This is a genomic window from Saccharopolyspora elongata (assembly GCF_004348985.1).
GTDB lineage: Bacteria > Actinomycetota > Actinomycetes > Mycobacteriales > Pseudonocardiaceae > Saccharopolyspora > Saccharopolyspora elongata.
This window is the reverse complement of the sequence record NZ_SMKW01000045.1, coordinates 1-16174: the sequence shown is the minus strand read 5'-3', so window position 1 is coordinate 16174 and position 16174 is coordinate 1. Positions and strand designations below refer to the sequence as shown.

Here is a 16174-nt window from a genome sequence, read left to right as displayed (position 1 = left end):
TTAGCCGCATGCGGTGGGGGACTCGACTTGCACCGCCGCGGGTTCTCAGACGGTGCCCGCCCTTCTGGGCTACTGGGCGAGGCCAGTCCCCGATGCCGTGTATTGGGCATACACAAGTCGGGGATCCCACAGTCCAGACGGCGTCTGTAACTCCCGCAGGGGGGCCGCCACCCGCACCGCTACGCAGGCCCATTGCCGAATTCACTCCTCAGTTGCCAGGTGTTGCGCGGCGAGATATCCGAAGGTCATCGCTGGGCCGAGGGTCGCGCCCGGCCCGGCGTAGGTGCGGCCCATCACGGCGGCGCTGGTGTTGCCTGCCGCGTAAAGGCCTTCGATGGGCGTGCCGTCTTCGCGCAGCACCCGAGCGTGCACGTCGGTGCGCAGGCCGCCCTTGGTGCCGAGGTCGCCCGGCACGATCTTCACGGCGTAGAACGGCGCTACCTCCAGCGCGCCCAGGCTCGGGTTCGGCTTGTTGCGCGGATCGCCGTAGTAGCGGTCGTATCCGGAGTCGCCACGCTGGAAGTCGGCGTCCATCCCGCTGCGCGCGAAGTCGTTGAACCGCTCGATCGTGCGGCGCAGCGCGTCGGCGGGCACGTCGATGCGTTCGGCCAGCGCCTCGACCGTCGCCGCCCGCTGGATGGCCCCCGTCTTGTACCAGCGGCCCGGGAACGGCTGTCGAGGGCCCAGGCCCGCGAACATGTACCGGTTGCGGTAGCGCTGGTCGGCGATCAGCCAGGTCGGCATGTGCCGCCCGGGCCCGTCGCCGGGACCGTACATGGCGTGCACCGCGTCGACGTACGGCGCGGCCTCGTTGACGAACCGCTCTCCGTCGCCGTTGACCAGGATGCAGCCGGGAAGGGTTCGTTCGGCGAGGCAGAACCACGGCCCGCCGGGCAGCGGGATCGACGGCCCCCACCACGCGTCGTCCATCAGCTCCGTCGCGGCACCGAGCCGCTGGGCGGCGTTGATCGCGTCGCCGGTGTTGGCCTTCGCGCCGACGGTCCACTGTGTACCGATCGGCTCGCGCTGGTGCTGCTTGCGCAGTTGTTCGTTGTGCTCGAAACCGCCTGCGGCCAGCACGACTCCGCGCCGTGCCAACAAGGTCCGGCGCTCGTCGTCGTGCTCGACGACGACCCCGGTGACCCGGTCGCCGTCGTGCTCCAGGTCGATCAGCGGGGTGTTCAGCCACACCGGCACGCCGGCGTCCCGCAGCGCGACCCGCAGGCCCGCGACCAGCGCTTGGCCGAGCGCGAGCAGGCGCTGCCCGCGGATCCTGGCGAGCAGCCAGCGCGTTCCCACCCGCAGGGCGCGCAGCGGGCCGCGCGGGTGGCGGGCGAGCAGGTTCAGCCACCGGAAGTCGGCCTGCGTGACGACCAGGTTCGCCGGGGACTTGCCGTAGCCGGGTTCGAGGTCGGCGAGCAGGTCGCCGAGCACCCGGCCGTCCAGCGGCGCGGCCTCGATGGATCGCCCGCGCACCCGGCCGCCGGGGGCTTCCGGGTAGTAGTCCGCGTATTCGGGCACCCACCGCATGCGCAGCGGCGTGCTCGGCAGGACCTCGACGAGCATCCGCGGGCCGGCCGCCAGGAAGGCGGCCTGCCGTTCGGGGTCGACCGCGTCGCCGACGATGTGGGCGAGGTAGGTGCTCGCGGCTTCCGGGCTGTCGGTGATGCCGGCCTCGGCGAGCACGTGGTTGTTCGGTACCCACACGCCGCCGCCGGAGCGGGCCGTGGAGCCGCCGAACTTCGCCGCCTTCTCGACGAGCACGGCGTCGAGTCCCTGCCGGGCCGCCGTGAGCGCCGCCGTCATCCCGGCGGCGCCGCTGCCGACCACGACGACGTCGAACTCGGAGCGGGCATCGGGTGTCCCTGCGGTCATCGCACCTCCCTCGCGCCAACCTCGCGGTCAATACTGAAACATGTTATAGATTTCTGCGCCAGTGGCGCTATGGTGTAGCCAGAAAACGGGCACTTGCCTCGATGAACTCACGAAGAGAACCTGTTCCAAACTTGTGAGGGGTGCGATGGTCCAGCGCAGCGCGTTGCACGCCGATGTGGTGATCGTCGGCTTCGGCGTCGCCGGGGCCTGCGCCGCGCTCGAAGCGGCCCGCGCGGGCGCCCGCGTCGTGCTGATCGACCGGTTCGGCGGCGGTGGTGCCAGCGTCCTGTCCGGTGGCGTCGTCTACGCCGGCGGTGGCACCCGGCAGCAGCGCGCGGCCGGCGTGTCGGACACGCCTGAGGCGATGTACGCCTACCTGCGGGAAGAGGTCGGCGACGCGGTCGGCGCGGACACGCTCCGCCGGTTCTGCGACTCCAGCGCCGACATGATCACCTGGTTGGAGCAGCAGGGTGTGCCGTTCGAGGGAAGCCTCTGCCCGTACAAGACGTCGTACCCGAGCAACCGGCATTACCTCTACTACTCCGGCAGCGAAGCGGCGGGCGGCCTCCGGGACGTCGCCGCGCCCGCCCCGCGCGGCCACCGCACGAAGGGTCGTGGCACGTCGGGGAAAGTGCTGTTCGCGGCGCTGGCGGAAGCCGTGCGCCGGGCCGGAGTCCAGGTGCTCACCGAGACCCGTGCGCGCGAACTGGTGCTGGACGCCGATGGCCGGGTCTGCGCGGTGGACTGCGAGCGCGTCGGCGGAGCCGCTCGCCGCGTGCACCGGGCGTTGAGCCGCGTCGCGGCGAAACCCGGCCTGTACGTGCCGAAACTGGCGCGGCTGCTGCACGGCCGGGTCGAGCGGCTGGAGCGGCGCGGCGAAGCCGTGCGGATCCACGCGGACCGAGCGGTGGTCCTGGCGGCGGGCGGATTCGTGGCCAACCGGGAGATGATGCGGCGATTCGCGCCCGCGTACCGGGGCGGGCTGCCGCTGGGCACGCAGGGCGACGACGGCAGCGGCATCCGGCTCGGGCAGGACGCCGGCGGCGCGGTCGGCAACCTGGACCGGGTCTCGGCCTGGCGGTTCATCAGCCCGCCCAGCGCGATGCTCGGCGGCCTCCTCGTCGACCGGGACGGCCGGCGGATCGGCGACGAATCCCGCTACGGCGCCGCGCACGGGCAGGCGCTCGTCGAGCGGCACGGCGGTCGGGGCTGGCTGCTGGTCGACCAGCGGTTGCAGCGGCTCGCGAAGCAGCAGCTGCGCAGCCAGACGGTGTGGTTCCAGCGGCTGCAAGCGCAGTACCTGCTCTCGACCGCGGCGACCGGCGACACGCTCGAATCGGTCGCCCGTGCAGCCGGTGTCGACGCGGTGGGACTTCAGGCCACAGTGGACAGCCACAACATGGCTGCGCACGACGGGAAACCCGATCCGGCGGGCAAACCCGCGGAGTTCGTCCAGGTCCTGGACCGGCCGCCGTTCGCGCTGCTGGACGTCTCGATCCGGCCGAGCCTGGCCCACCCGTGCCCGATGCTCACCCTCGGCGGGCTGCTCGTCGACGAGGGCACCGGGCAGGTGCGGGACGAGCACGGCGGCACCGTTCCCGGCCTGTTCGCGGCCGGTCGCTCGGCGGTCGGCGTGTGCTCGGAGTCCTACATCAGCGGGTTGTCGCTGGCCGACTGCGTGTTCTCCGGCCGCCGGGCCGGGCTCAACTCGGCGAAGGGGTGAACGGATGCTGGCAGCTGACGCGCGCGCCGAGGTGGCGCAGCGGCTTTGGGACGCCGAACGCGATCGCGCGCCGATACCGCCGCTGGTGGAGACGATCCCGCGGCTGGACGCGGTCGACGCCTACGAGATCCAGCTGCTGAACGTGCGCCGGCGCGACGAGCCGGTCGTCGGCCACAAGGTCGGCCTGACCTCGCCGGTCATGCAGCAGATGATGGGCGTGTCCGAGCCCGACTACGGGCACCTGCTGGCGAGCATGCGGCTGCCCGAGGGCGAACCGGTCGACCCGCGGCGGTACTGCGTGCCGCGGGTGGAGGTCGAGGTCGGGTTCCTGCTGGGCACGGACCTGCCCGCGGAGTGCACCGAGGCCGACGTGCTGGCCGGGACCGAGGCGCTGGTGCCGGCGATCGAGCTGATCGACAGCCGGATCGCGGACTGGCGGATCAGCCTGGTGGACACGATCGCGGACAACGCGTCCTCGGCGGGCTTCGCGCTCGGCGCGACGCGGATCGACCCGGGTTCCGTTGACCTGAAACGGATCGGCGCGGTGCTGTGGCGCAACGGCGAGGCCATCGAGCACGGCCGGTCCGACGCGGTGCTGGGCAACCCCGCCACCGCCGTCGCCTGGCTGGCGCGGAAGGTCGCCGCCTTCGGCGTGCGGCTGCGGGCCGGCAACGTCGTGCTGCCCGGCTCCTGCACCCGCGCGATCGACGTGTCGCCCGGCGACGAGTTCCGCGCCGACTTCCGGTGCGAAGGAGCCGAACTGGGCTCCGTGTCGGTGTCGTTCGGGTCGTGACCGCGAAACCGGGCTCCAGCCCGGTTTACCACTCACGACACCTGACCTGCAGAAAGGAGGCGGAATGGGCAAGGCGACCGCGGCGATCGTCGGATCCGGCAACATCGGCACCGACCTGCTGCACAAGCTGAGCCGCTCCGCGCACCTCGAACCCCGGTGGATGATCGGCATCGACTCGGCCAGCGCTGGCCTGCGCCGGGCGGCGGACCTCGGGGTCGCGGCGAGCGCGGACGGCGTGGACTGGCTGCTGGAGCACCACCGTCCCGACGTGGTCTTCGAAGCCACCTCGGCGAAGGTGCACCGGGCCAACGCGCCCCGCTACGCCGAGGCGGGCATCCGGGCCATCGACCTCACGCCGGCCGCCGTCGGGCCCTACGTGGTGCCGCCGGTGAACCTCGACGAGCACCTCGACGCGCCGAACCTGAACCTGATCACCTGCGGCGGCCAGGCCACCATCCCGATGGTGCACGCGGTGTCGCGGGTGGTGCCGGTCGCCTACGCCGAGATCGTCGCGTCGGTCGCGTCGGTGTCGGCCGGGCCGGGCACCCGCGCCAACATCGACGAGTTCACCCGCACCACCAGCACCGGCATCGAGGTGCTGGGCGGCGCGGAGCGCGGCAAGGCGATCATCGTGCTGAACCCGGCCGACCCGCCGGTGATCATGCGCGACACGATCTTCTGCGCCATCCCGGCCGACGCCGACACCGACGCGATCGGCGCGTCGATCACCAAGATGGCCGCCGAGATCGCCGAGTACGTGCCCGGCTACCGGCTGCTCGCCGAGCCCCAGTTCGACCCGCCGTCGCCGGCCACCGGCGGCATGGCGCGCGCGGCGATCTTCGTCGAAGTCGAGGGCGCGGGCGATTTCCTGCCACCGTACTCCGGGAACCTGGACATCATGACCGCCGCCGCGGTGCGGGTGGGGGAGCAATTGGTCAGCAAGGAGGCAGCGGCATGAGCAGTCCTGTGTCAACCCCAGTCCTCCTCAACCGCACCTTAGGGGAACGTGACGCAAACCAGCCACAAGAAACCGCGAAACGCGAGATTGAGCCGGACGCAACCACAACTGTGAAACGCGGAGAGGCGGAACTGGTATGACCGGCCTGCCCAACACCTACTCCGACGCCCTGGACGTGCGGATCACCGACACCTCGCTGCGCGATGGCTCGCACCACAAGCGCCACCAGTTCACCGCGACGGAGGTGCGCGACATCGTCACCGCGCTGGACGGCGCGGGAGTGCCGGTCATCGAGGTGACCCACGGCGACGGGCTGGGCGGTTCGTCGTTCAACTACGGGTTTTCCCGCACGCCCGAACAAGAACTCATCACCATCGCCGCCGAGACGGCGCGCAACGCCAAGATCGCCGTGCTGATGCTGCCGGGAGTCGGCGTCACCGACGACATCGTCATCGCCCGCGACAACGGCGCTTCGGTGTGCCGGATCGCCACGCACTGCACCGAAGCCGACGTGTCGGAGCAGCACTTCGGCCTGGCGCGCGAGCTGGGCCTGGAGACCGTCGGCTTCCTGATGATGGCGCACTCCCAGCCGCCGGAGTCGCTGGCGAAGCAGGCGCGGATCATGGTCGACGCGGGCTGCCAGTGCGTCTACGTCGTCGATTCGGCGGGCGCGCTGGTGCTGGAGCAGGTGGCCGAGCGGGTGTCGGCGCTCGTCGCGGAGGTCGGCGGCGAGGCGCAGGTCGGCTTCCACGGGCACGAGAACCTCGGCGTCGCCGTCGCCAACTCCGTCGCCGCGGCACGGGCCGGCGCGGTGCAGATCGACGGCAGCGCAAGGCGTTTCGGCGCCGGGGCGGGGAACACTCCGGTGGAGGCGTTCGTCGGCGTGTGCGACAAGCTCGGCATCCGCACCGGGATCGACTTCTTCGCCATCGCCGATGCGGCCGAGGACGTGGTGCGCCCGGCGATGCCCGAGGAATGCCTGCTGGACCGCTCGGCGCTGATGATGGGCTACGCCGGGGTGTACTCCAGCTTCCTCAAGCACGCCGCCCGGCAGGCCGAGCGCTACGGCGTCAGCGAGGCGGCGCTGCTGGTGCGCGCGGGCGAGCGCAAGCTCGTCGGCGGCCAGGAGGACCAGCTCATCGACATCGCGCTGGAACTCCAGCGGGATCGACACGAATAAGAACATGTTCTAGCCTGTGATCACTCGGGAAACGGGAGCGGCCGATGAAGGACAGTCGAGCAGTCGTCGAACGGGTGCGGGAACTCCTGCCGGTCCTGCGGGACCGCGCGCAGAAGGCCGAGGACGGCCGGAAGATCCCGGACGAGACCATCGCGGCCCTGCAGGAGGCCGGTTTCTTCGCGCTGCTGCAACCGGAGCGCTACGGCGGCTACGAGGCGGACCCGCTGGACTTCTACGGCGCGGTCCGGCTCATCGGCAGCGCGTGCGGCTCATCCGGCTGGGTGGCGTCGATCCTCGGCGTGCACCCGTGGCACCTGGCCCTGTTCCCGGAGCAGGCCCAGGACGAAGTCTGGGGCGACGACCCGGCGACGCGGGTCTCCTCGTCGTACGCGCCGATGGGCAAGGCGACCATCGTCGACGGCGGCTACCGGCTCAGCGGGCGGTGGAGCTTCTCCTCCGGCTGCGACCACGCGTCGTGGGTGTTCCTCGGCGGGCCGGTGCTGGGCGATGACGGCAAGCCGGTCGACTTCTGCACGTACCTGCTGCCGCTGGGCGACTACCGGATCGAAGACGTGTGGGACACCGTCGGCCTGCGCGGCACCGGCAGCAACGACATCGTCGTGGAGGACGTCTTCGTCCCGCAGCACCGGGCGCTGAGCTTCGTGTCGATGTCCAAGACGCAGTGCCCGGGACACCAGGTCAACACCGCGCCGCTGTACAAACTTCCCTGGGGGACGGTGCATCCGTCGACGATCACCGCCCCGATCATCGGCATGGCCCAAGGCGCCTACGACGCGCACGTGGCGCACCAGGCCAAGCGGGTGCGGGCGGCGTACGCGGGGGAGAAGGCCAAGGAAGACCCGTTCGCGAAGGTGCGGATCGCGGAGGCGGCCAGCGAGATCGACGCGGCGTGGCTGCAGCTGACGCACAACCTCGCCGAGGAGTACGCGCTGGTGCAGGCGGGCGAGGAGGTCCCGATGTCGCTGCGGCTGCGGGCGCGGCGCGACCAGGTGCGCGGCACGGCGCGGGCGATCTCGGCGATCGACCGGCTCTTCGAGAACTCCGGCGGGCGGGCGTTGTGGTCGGGCACGCCGATCCAGCGGTTCTGGCGCGACGCGCACGCGGGCCGGGTGCACGCCGCCAACGACCTGGAGCGCGCCTACTTGATGTTCGGCTCCGGAGAATTCGGCATCCCAGTGAAGGATTCGATGGTATGACGGTCGATTTCGATACGACGAGCCGGACCGCGAAGCTGCCGTCCGGACTGACCCTGCACTACCACGAGGCCGGCGACCCGTCGGCCTCCACAGTGGTCATGTTGCACGGCGGGGGACCAGGGGCTTCCTCGTGGAGCAACTTCTCCCGCAACATCGGTGTTTTCGCCGAGGACTTCCACGCCATCGCGGTCGACCAGCCCGGCTTCGGCCGCTCCGACAAGCCGACCGAGCACGGCCAGTACTTCACGCACAGCGCGACCGCGCTGCTGGAGCTGCTCGATGAGCTCGGCATCGAGCGCGCCCACCTGCTGGGCAACTCGCTGGGCGGCGGCACGGCGGTGCGCTTCGCGCTGAACCACCCGGACCGCGCGGGACGGCTGGTGCTGATGGGCCCCGGCGGCCTGAGCCTGAACGCGTTCGCGCCGGACCCGACCGAGGGCGTCCGCAAGCTCAGCGCCTTCGGCGCGCCGCCGGGCCCCAGCAAGGAGAAGCTCGCCGACTTCCTGCGGGCCATGGTCTACGACCAGTCGCTGATCACCGACGAGCTCGTCGACGAGCGCTACGCCGCCGCCTCGTCCCCCGAATCGCTGGCCGCGATGCGGGCGATGGGCGCGTCGTTCATGCACCCGGACACCTTCGAGGAAGGCATGCTGTGGCGGGAGGCGTACCGCCTGCGGCAGCGCGTCCTGCTCATCTGGGGTCGCGAGGACCGGGTCAACCCGTTGGACGGCGCGCTGGTCGCGCTGAAGCTGATCCCGCGCGCGCAGCTGCACGTGTTCGGCCGCTGCGGGCACTGGGCGCAGGTGGAGAAGTTCGCCGAATTCAACCGGATCGCCAAGGATTTCCTGCTCGACTGACTTGAGGGAACTGGTTTATAAGCGGCGTCAGCCGCTTGCGGTGTGGGACGCAACCGGCACCGCCTGAGGTTCCGCTACCTGCACCGCTACGCAAGCCAAATCAAGACGATCAATAGGAGGCCCGCCGTGGGCATTCGTTCGCTCGGCTACTTGCGCATCGAGGCGACCGACGTCGAGGCGTGGCGGGTGTTCGGCCTGAAGGTGCTCGGCATGATCGAAGGCACCGGAGCCGACCTGGACGCGCTGTACCTGCGGATGGACGACTTCCCGGCGCGCCTGGTGATCCTGCCCGGCGAGCAGGACCGGCTCGCCGCGTCCGGCTGGGAGGTCGCCAACTCCGGGGAACTGGACGAGGTCCGGGCCCGGCTGGAGAGCGCGGGCGTGCTGTACAAGGAAGGCACGGCCGGCGAGCTCGCCGACCGCCAGGTCAACGGGCTGATCAGCTTCAACGACCCGTCCGGCAACGGGCTGGAGGTCTTCCACGGGGTGGCGCTGCAGCACCGCCGCGTGGTCAGCCCGTACGGGCACCGGTTCGTCACCGAGGAGCAGGGCCTCGGGCACGTGGTGCTGTCCACCCACGACGACGAGGCGGCGCTGCGGTTCTACCGGGACGTGCTCGGCTTCCGGCTGCGCGACTCGATGCGGCTGGCGCCGGAACTGGTCGGCCGCCCCGCGGACCGGGATCCGGCCTGGCTGCGGTTCTTCGGCTGCAACCCGCGTCACCACAGCCTGGCGTTCCTGCCGATGCCGACGCCGAGCGGGATCGTGCACCTGATGGTGGAGGTCGCCGACGTCGACGACGTCGGGCTGACCCTGGACCGCGCGCAGCGGCGGAAGGTGCCGATGTCGGCGACACTGGGGCGGCACGTCAACGACCTGATGCTGTCGTTCTACATGAAGACGCCCGGCGGATTCGACGTCGAATTCGGTTGCGAGGGCAGGCAGGTCGACGACGAGGACTGGATCGCCCGCGAGAGCACGGCGGTCAGCCTGTGGGGCCACGACTTCAGCGTCGGCGCCCGCCCATGAGCGGCGAGGAGGCACGGGTGTCGCTCGCCCCGGAGCCGGCGGTGTTCCGCCGGGTGCTGGGGCACTTCGGCACCGGCGTCACGGTGGTGACGGGGACGGACGGCGAGCGGCCGGTGGGCTTCGCCTGCCAGTCGTTCGCGGCGCTGTCCCTGGACCCGCCGCTGGTCCTGTTCTGCCCGGCCCGGACGTCGCGGGCCTGGCCGGTGCTGGAGCGGGCGGGGCGGTTCTGCGTCAACGTCCTGGCGGAGTCGCAACGGCCGGTCAGCTCCGTGTTCGGCCGCAGCGGCGACGACAAGTTCGCCGGCCTCCGCTGGCACCCGGCTCCGTCGGGCGCCCCGATCCTCGACGGCGTGCTGACCTGGATCGACTGCGACATCGAGGCGGTGCACGAGGCGGGCGACCACTACATCACCATCGGCCGCGTCCGGTCCCTCGGCGAAACCGCCGCCGGCGCGCCGCTGCTGTTCTACCGGGGCGCCTACGCGGGCCTCGCCCCGACGCCGCAGTCCCCGTCAACGGATCTCGACCTGTTCCTCACCACGATCAACCCCGACGACTGGCTCTGACAGCCAGACGCGAACGGCCCGTTCGCGTCGTCTATTGAGGTGAACGGGCCGTTCGCTCGGTTCGTTGGGGGGCGCCGATGCTGGGTGGTGAGGTGAATGGCCCGTTTGTCTCGTCTATTGAGGTGAACGGGCCGTTCGCTCGGTGCCGTCAGCGCAGCCGTTCGATGATCGTGCCCGTGGCCAGGGCTCCTCCGGCGCACATCGTGATCAGCGCCGTCGTGGCGTCGCGGCGCTCCAGCTCGTGCAGGGCCGTGGTGATCAGCCTGGCTCCGGTGCTGCCGACCGGGTGGCCCAGCGCGATCGCACCGCCGTTGACGTTGACCCGGTCCAGGTCCGGTTCGTGCACCGCCGCCCACGACAGCACCACCGAGGCGAACGCTTCATTCACCTCGAAGACGTCGATGTCCCCGAGCTTCATGCCGCTGAGCTCCAGCACCCGCTGGGTGGCCTGCACCGGCCCGTCCAGGTGGTAGTACGGCTCGCCGCCCACCAGGCATTGCGCGACGATCCGGGCGCGCGGCCGCAGGCCGAGCTCGGCGGCCCGCTCGGCGTCGGCCAGCAGCACGGCCGCCGCGCCGTCGGAGATCTGCGACGACGTCCCGGCCGTGTGCATCCCGTTCTCCAGAACGGGTTTCAGGCCGCCGAGCGCCTGCATGCTGGTGTCGCGCAGGCCCTCGTCGCGGGTCACCCGGTCGCCGCCGGGAGCGCCGACCGGGACGATCTCGCGGTCGAAGCGGCCCTCCCGCCACGCCGCCTGCGCGCGGTCCTGGGAGCGCAGGCCGAAGGCGTTCAGGTCTTCGCGGGTGATGCCGCGGCGCGCGGCGATGCGGTCCGCCGCCTCGTACTGGTTCGGCAGGTCGATGTCCCAGGTGTCCGGCCGGGGCATGCCCACGTCGGTACCGAGGTTGCTGCGCAGCGGCACGCGGCTCATCGCCTCGACGCCGCAGGAGATGCCGACCCGCACCGCGTCGACGGCGATCAGGCCCGCGACGAGGTGCGTGGCCTGCTGCGCCGACCCGCATTGCGCGTCGACCGTGGTGCACCCGACCTGGTGCGGCAGGCCGGCGTTCAGCCACGCCGTGCGGGTGACGTTGTTCGACTGCTCGCCCGCCTGGGTCACGCAGCCGCCGATCACCTGGTCGGCCTCGGCGGCGTCGATGCCGGCGCGGTCGAGCAGGCCGTGTTGCGCGGCGCCGAGGATCTCGGCGGCGTGCAGCCCCGAGAGCCGGCCGCGGCGCTTGCCGATCGGCGTGCGGACCGCTTCCACGATCACCGGATTGCCCACCTGGATCTCCTCTCGCACGGTCTCCGGACTCAAAACTAGAACACGTTCTGATGTCTTTACAAGAGTTCGAATCAAGGCTGATCGAAAGCGCGTTCTCTTGCTCGATTCAAGGTTAGTTACAGGGGTTTACTGAATCTTGGAAGTGTGGTTCTCTTGCTTAGAACCCGTTCCAATTCTTCGGTCGGATCTCGCGCCGCTGTAGGAGGTATCCGTGGTCGCACCGCGCATTCCGGAGGGCTTCGACTTCACCGATCCCGACCTGCTCGCCGAACGGCTGCCGCTGGCCGAGTTCGCCGAGCTCCGCCGCACCGCGCCGGTGTGGTGGAACCAGCAGCCCGACCGTCGAAGCGGGTTCGACGACGGCGGGTTCTGGGTGGTCAGCAGGCATGCCGATGTCAAGGAGGTATCCCGGCGCAGCGACGTGTTCTCCACCTGGGAGAACACCGCCGTGATCCGGTTCAACGAGGGCATGAGCCGCGAGCAGATCGAGCTGCAGCGGTTCATCATGATCAACATGGATCCGCCGCAGCACACCAAGCTGCGCAAGATCGTGCAGCGGGGCTTCACCCCGCGGGCCATCAACAGCCTGGAGGCCGCGCTGCGGGACCGGGCGCAGCACATCGCCACCGAGGCGCGCAAGCGCGGCGCCGGCGACTTCGTCACCGACGTGGCCTGCGAGCTGCCGCTGCAGGCGATCGCGGAACTGCTCGGACTGCCGCAGGAGCACCGCAAGGAGATCTTCGACTGGTCCAACCAGATGATCGGCTACGACGACCCGGAGTACGACATCCAGCCGGAGGTCGCCGCCGCCGAGATGCTCGGCTACTTCGCGAACATGGCCGAAGAGCGCCGCGGCTGCCCGATGGACGACATCGTGACGAAGCTCGTGCAGGCCGACATCGACGGCAACGCGCTGACCGCGGACGAGTTCGGCTTCTTCGTGATCCTGCTGGCGGTGGCGGGCAACGAGACCACCCGCAACGCCATCACCCACGGCATGCTCGCGTTCATGGACAACCCGGACCAGTGGGAGCTCTACAAGGAGCAGCGCCCGTCGACGGCGGCCGACGAGATCGTGCGCTGGGCGACGCCGGTGGTCGCCTTCCAACGCACCGCGACGGCGGACGTCGAGCTCGGCGGCGTGGAGATCAAGAAGGGTCAGCGGGTCGGGATGTTCTACAGCTCGGCGAACTTCGACCCGGATGTCTTCGACGAGCCGGAGCGCTTCGACATCACCCGCGACCCGAACCCGCACGTCGGCTTCGGTGGCAACGGCGCGCACTACTGCCTCGGCGCGAACCTGGCGCGCCTGGAGATCGACCTGATCTTCAACGCGATCGCGGACCACATGCCGGACATCAAGCGGGTGGGCGACCCGCGCCGCCTCCGCTCCGGCTGGCTCAACGGCATCAAGGAAGTCCAGGTCCAGTACACCTGATCGACCGAGCGGTACCCCTGGCCGGGCACCCCTGGCCGGGCACCCCCGGCCGGGCAGTCCCGGCCGGGGGTGCCGCGCGTTCGAGGGCGTCCGATTTCGCCTGAAATCGGGAACTTCGGTGCTCGGGTCAACCGGTCAGGCCCTGGGCCCACCGGGTGAAGTCGGCGAGCACGTCTCCGGTCAGCACGGCGATCGGCGGCGACGTCGGCGAAGGGGGAGGAGCACCACCGAGTCCGCGGGGGAGGCCCCGCGGCTGCTCGGCGGCGAGGCAGCACTGGGCTGCACTTCCTCGGATTTCCGCCGTGGCCAGCCGACCATGGCGTGACGGTAATGCAGGGGCCACCCGCTTCACGCGACATTCGAAACGCTCGGAGCCCCGCCGCAGTCCGAACGCGGCGAGGCGGTTTTTCGATTTGCAGGGCTCGTTTCGGCTTGGCTGCGGGTACGTGTGAGGCGTGACCGCAGGGCGCCGTTTTCGCGCGAAATCAGCACTCCTCGTGAGGGGCGGATGGCGATTTCGCGCGAAATCGCCAACCCGTCAGGCGCCGGCGCCTTCGGGAACTCTCCGCGGCGCGGCGGCGTCAGTTCGCTTGGCGGATAGTGGCCATTGCGCGGTCGAATTCCCAGAAGGCCCGCATCGAGCGGATCAGGCCGGCGTCGTCGACGTGGTAGACGAACACGCCTTCGGCGTCCATCGCATTGCCGTCCGGGAGGAACGTGGTGACCCGGCCGACGTTGGCCACTTCGCGGCCCGCCGCGAAGGAGTCGTCGATGTGGAACTCGATGCGGTCGGCCTGGGCGATCGCCAGGTCCCAGAAGGCGGCGATGCCTTCGCGGCCGTGGTGGCCGCGACCCTCGGGGTCGAAGACCGACGGGCCGACCGGGTCCTCCACGACGCCGTCCGGCGCGAACAGCGCCACCCACTCGTCCTTGGCGCCGCGCGCCACCGCGCTCATCGACGCCAGCGCCGCTTCGCGCGCCGGATGCGGCTCGCGGGTCGCCGCCCAGTGCACGCCCTTGCTGTCCTCGTCCACTCCTGCCTCCTGATCCGGTGCGCGTCAGTTTCGCGAGAAAACGACCGGATGAACGTCAATTCCTCGCGAAAATCACACCCGTGTCGCGGTCACACGTTGCTGATCACTTTACTGGCGAACTCGGCGATCGACGCCTGCTTGGTGCTCAGGTCCGCGTCGAAGCCGTGGCCGTCGAACAGCCAGGGGACCACGATCGCGTCCGTCACGCCGATCTCCGCCTGCTCCCGGTAGCCGTCGACGCCGAAGCGGTCCACGCAGACCGCCTGGATCTCGAACGGCTCACCGGCTCGCCCGCACTCCGCGCGCAGCTCGGCGAGCCGGCCGATGGTGCTGCGCAGGTCGTCGATGCCCATCATCGCCGATGCCCAGCCGTCGCCCACCCGGGCCGCCCGGCGCAGCGCCGCATCCGTGTGCCCGCCGACGTAGATCGGCACCGGGCGCGCCGGTGCCGGGCTCATCTGCAGGCGGTCGAAGTCGAAGAACTCGCCGTGGTACTCCACCATTCCGCCGCCGAGGATCAGCCGCAGGACCTCGATCGCCTCGTCCACCCGCGCGCCGCGCTTCGCGTACGGGGCGCCGCACCACTCGAACTCCTCCGGTGCCCAGCCGAGCCCGATGCCCAGGCCGAACCGGTCGCCGGTGAGCACCGCGACCGACGCCAGCTGTCGCGCCAGCAGGACCGGATTGCGCGGCCCGAGCTTGAGGACCGAGGTGTAGAACCGCAGGCGCGAGGTCGCCGCGCCCATCGCCGCGGCGGCGATCAGCGGGTCCGCCCACGGCGTTTCCGCGGTCCACATCCGCGAGCCGTCCGGGGTGTACGGGTAGGCCGCCGAGACCTGTTCGGAGTAGAACAGCGAATCCGGCAGGGCGACCGAGTCGAAGCCGCATTCCTCGGCGGTGCGGGCCAGCTCGGTGAGCTGGTCGAGCGGGCTCATCGCGACGGACAGCGTGAACTTCATCGTTCCCCCGGTTTCTGGGCTCCGACGACCCACATCGAGAAGTACTGGGAGCCACCGCCGTAGGCGTGGCCGAGCGCGGTGCGGGCGCCGTCCACCTGGTGCTCGCCCGCCTTGCCGGTCACCTGCATCGCCGCCTCGGCGAACCGCAGCAGCCCGGACGCGCCGATCGGGTTCGACGACAGCACGCCGCCGGAGGGGTTGACCGGCAGCCGCCCGCCCAGCGCGGTTTCCCCGGCCTCGGTGAGCTTCCAGCCCTCACCGGCGGCGGCGAAGCCGAGGTTCTCCAGCCACATCGGCTCGAACCAGGAGAACGGCACGTAGATCTCGGCGGTGTCCACTTCGGACATCGGATCGGTGATGCCCGCCTGCTTCCACAGCGCCGCGGCCGCGTCCCGCCCGGCCTGGGGGTTCACCTGGTCGCGCCCGGCGAAGGTGGTCGGCTCGGTGCGCATCGCGGTGGCGTGGATCCACGCGGCCGGGCCGCCCGTCGGTTCGTCGCCGATGATCACGGCGCACGCGCCGTCGGAGGACGGGCAGGTCTCGTCGTAGCGGATCGGGTCCCACAGCACCTGCGAGGCCAGCACCGATTCCAGCGTGATGTCGTCCTGCTTGAGGTGCGCGTACGGGTTCCGGGCGCCGTTGCGCCGGTCCTTGACCGCGACCATGGCGCCGATGTGCCCGGGCGCCCCGGAGCGGCGGATGTAGGAACGAACGTGCGGGGCGAAGTAGCCGCCCGCGCCCGCGCCGACCGGCATGGTGAACGGTGGCACGATCGACAGCGCCCACATCGCGTTCGACTCGGACTGCTTCTCGAACGCCACCGCGAGCACCCGGCGGTGCACGCCGCCCTGCACGAGGCTGGCCGCGACGTTACCGGTCGAGCCGCCCACCGATCCGGCGGTGTGCACCCGCAGCAGCGGTTTGCCGGTGGCGCCGAGGGAATCGGCGAGGTGCAGCTCCGGCATCATCACGCCCTCGAACAGGTCGGGCGCCTTGCCGACCACGACGGCGTCGATGTCCGGCCAGTCCAGGCCAGCGTCGGCCAGCGCCCGCTCCGCGGCCTCCCGGCACAGCCCGGCGATCGAGACGTCCAGCCGCTTGCTGGTGTGGTGCGTCTGGCCGGTCCCGAGGACCGCCGCCGACCGCTTGCCCATCAGGACCTTCCCTCCATCACGCAGACCAGGTTCTGCTGCAGCGCCGGGCGATCGGGCTCGATGACTCGGTCGCGATCAACCCCTCCGGCGGCGCGCTCTGCGGCAA

General features: G+C 70.8%; 14 protein-coding genes. 9 read left to right on the top strand and 5 right to left on the bottom strand.

Translation table 11 applies throughout. The annotated features are described in order from the left end of the window. Nucleotides 1-201 precede the first annotated feature (201 nt). Nucleotides 202-1875 carry a 3-oxosteroid 1-dehydrogenase gene (gene kstD, locus E1288_RS28655; protein WP_132490395.1) on the bottom strand — a complete coding sequence of 558 codons (1674 nt, stop codon included), beginning with the start codon at nucleotides 1873-1875 and terminating at the stop codon, nucleotides 202-204. Nucleotides 1876-2020: 145 nt separating this feature from the next. On the opposite strand from kstD, the gene E1288_RS28650 reads away from it, so the two are divergent. The 8 genes from E1288_RS28650 (at nucleotide 2021) to hsaB (ending at nucleotide 10198) form a co-directional block, all read left to right on the top strand. After that, the gene (locus tag E1288_RS28650) at nucleotides 2021-3598 is read left to right on the top strand and encodes an FAD-binding protein (RefSeq protein WP_132490393.1); all 1578 of its coding nucleotides are present in this window, start codon (nucleotides 2021-2023) and stop codon (nucleotides 3596-3598) included. A 4-nt stretch (nucleotides 3599-3602) separates the two neighbouring features. Beyond that, nucleotides 3603-4391 carry a 2-keto-4-pentenoate hydratase gene (locus E1288_RS28645; protein WP_132490391.1) on the top strand — a complete coding sequence of 263 codons (789 nt, stop codon included), beginning with the start codon at nucleotides 3603-3605 and terminating at the stop codon, nucleotides 4389-4391. 64 nt (nucleotides 4392-4455) lie between these two features. After that, nucleotides 4456-5349, top strand: coding sequence for an acetaldehyde dehydrogenase (acetylating) (locus E1288_RS28640; RefSeq protein WP_132490389.1), 894 nt, complete (start codon nucleotides 4456-4458; stop codon nucleotides 5347-5349). A gap of 136 nt (nucleotides 5350-5485) precedes the next feature. Continuing rightward, complete coding sequence (gene dmpG, locus E1288_RS28635) at nucleotides 5486-6529, top strand: 4-hydroxy-2-oxovalerate aldolase (RefSeq protein WP_132490387.1); 1044 nt, start codon at nucleotides 5486-5488, stop codon at nucleotides 6527-6529. A 44-nt stretch (nucleotides 6530-6573) separates the two neighbouring features. Continuing rightward, nucleotides 6574-7746, top strand: a complete 1173-nt coding sequence (hsaA, locus tag E1288_RS28630; RefSeq protein ID WP_132490385.1) for a 3-hydroxy-9,10-secoandrosta-1,3,5(10)-triene-9,17-dione monooxygenase oxygenase subunit — start codon at nucleotides 6574-6576, stop codon at nucleotides 7744-7746. Continuing rightward, nucleotides 7743-8603 carry a 4,5:9,10-diseco-3-hydroxy-5,9,17-trioxoandrosta-1(10),2-diene-4-oate hydrolase gene (gene hsaD, locus E1288_RS28625; RefSeq protein WP_132490383.1) on the top strand — a complete coding sequence of 287 codons (861 nt, stop codon included), beginning with the start codon at nucleotides 7743-7745 and terminating at the stop codon, nucleotides 8601-8603. Before hsaA ends, hsaD begins: the two co-directional genes overlap by 4 nt. A 126-nt stretch (nucleotides 8604-8729) precedes the next feature. After that, the gene (gene hsaC / locus E1288_RS28620) at nucleotides 8730-9632 is read left to right on the top strand and encodes an iron-dependent extradiol dioxygenase HsaC (RefSeq protein WP_132490382.1); all 903 of its coding nucleotides are present in this window, start codon (nucleotides 8730-8732) and stop codon (nucleotides 9630-9632) included. Then, nucleotides 9629-10198 (top strand): 3-hydroxy-9,10-secoandrosta-1,3,5(10)-triene-9,17-dione monooxygenase reductase subunit, encoded by a 570-nt coding sequence (gene hsaB, locus E1288_RS28615; protein WP_132490380.1) that lies wholly within the window; start codon nucleotides 9629-9631, stop codon nucleotides 10196-10198. The genes hsaC and hsaB overlap by 4 nt, the downstream gene beginning before the upstream one ends. A gap of 148 nt (nucleotides 10199-10346) precedes the next feature. On the opposite strand, the gene E1288_RS28610 is transcribed toward hsaB, so the two are convergent. After that, nucleotides 10347-11483, bottom strand: a complete 1137-nt coding sequence (locus E1288_RS28610; protein ID WP_132490378.1) for a steroid 3-ketoacyl-CoA thiolase — start codon at nucleotides 11481-11483, stop codon at nucleotides 10347-10349. Nucleotides 11484-11694: 211 nt separating this feature from the next. Between E1288_RS28610 and E1288_RS28605 the strand changes: the two genes are divergently transcribed. Further along, nucleotides 11695-12921 carry a cytochrome P450 gene (locus E1288_RS28605; RefSeq protein WP_132490376.1) on the top strand — a complete coding sequence of 409 codons (1227 nt, stop codon included), beginning with the start codon at nucleotides 11695-11697 and terminating at the stop codon, nucleotides 12919-12921. 581 nt (nucleotides 12922-13502) lie between these two features. Here the strand turns inward: E1288_RS28605 and E1288_RS28600 are convergent. The 3 genes from E1288_RS28600 to E1288_RS28590 form a co-directional block, all read right to left on the bottom strand. Then, nucleotides 13503-13955, bottom strand: coding sequence for a nuclear transport factor 2 family protein (locus E1288_RS28600; RefSeq protein ID WP_132490374.1), 453 nt, complete (start codon nucleotides 13953-13955; stop codon nucleotides 13503-13505). 89 nt (nucleotides 13956-14044) lie between these two features. Then, entirely contained in the window at nucleotides 14045-14914 is an 870-nt protein-coding gene (locus E1288_RS28595; RefSeq protein WP_132490372.1) for a TIGR03619 family F420-dependent LLM class oxidoreductase, read from the bottom strand. Next, nucleotides 14911-16068: a thiolase domain-containing protein gene (locus E1288_RS28590; protein ID WP_132490370.1), complete on the bottom strand. Its 1158-nt coding sequence runs from the start codon at nucleotides 16066-16068 to the stop codon at nucleotides 14911-14913. The genes E1288_RS28595 and E1288_RS28590 overlap by 4 nt, the downstream gene beginning before the upstream one ends. Nucleotides 16069-16174: the final 106 nt, after the last annotated feature.

Bases quoted from the DNA above. Each gene is read 5' to 3' on its own strand.
- kstD (WP_132490395.1), bottom strand. From the start codon at position 1,875: ATGACCGCAGGGACACCCGATGCCCGCTCCGAGTTCGACGTCGTCGTG.
- E1288_RS28650 (WP_132490393.1), top strand. From the start codon at position 2,021: ATGGTCCAGCGCAGCGCGTTGCACGCCGATGTGGTGATCGTCGGCTTC.
- E1288_RS28645 (WP_132490391.1), top strand. From the start codon at position 3,603: ATGCTGGCAGCTGACGCGCGCGCCGAGGTGGCGCAGCGGCTTTGGGAC.
- E1288_RS28640 (WP_132490389.1), top strand. From the start codon at position 4,456: ATGGGCAAGGCGACCGCGGCGATCGTCGGATCCGGCAACATCGGCACC.
- dmpG (WP_132490387.1), top strand. From the start codon at position 5,486: ATGACCGGCCTGCCCAACACCTACTCCGACGCCCTGGACGTGCGGATC.
- hsaA (WP_132490385.1), top strand. From the start codon at position 6,574: ATGAAGGACAGTCGAGCAGTCGTCGAACGGGTGCGGGAACTCCTGCCG.
- hsaD (WP_132490383.1), top strand. From the start codon at position 7,743: ATGACGGTCGATTTCGATACGACGAGCCGGACCGCGAAGCTGCCGTCC.
- hsaB (WP_132490380.1), top strand. From the start codon at position 9,629: ATGAGCGGCGAGGAGGCACGGGTGTCGCTCGCCCCGGAGCCGGCGGTG.
- E1288_RS28595 (WP_132490372.1), bottom strand. From the start codon at position 14,914: ATGAAGTTCACGCTGTCCGTCGCGATGAGCCCGCTCGACCAGCTCACC.
- E1288_RS28590 (WP_132490370.1), bottom strand. From the start codon at position 16,068: ATGGGCAAGCGGTCGGCGGCGGTCCTCGGGACCGGCCAGACGCACCAC.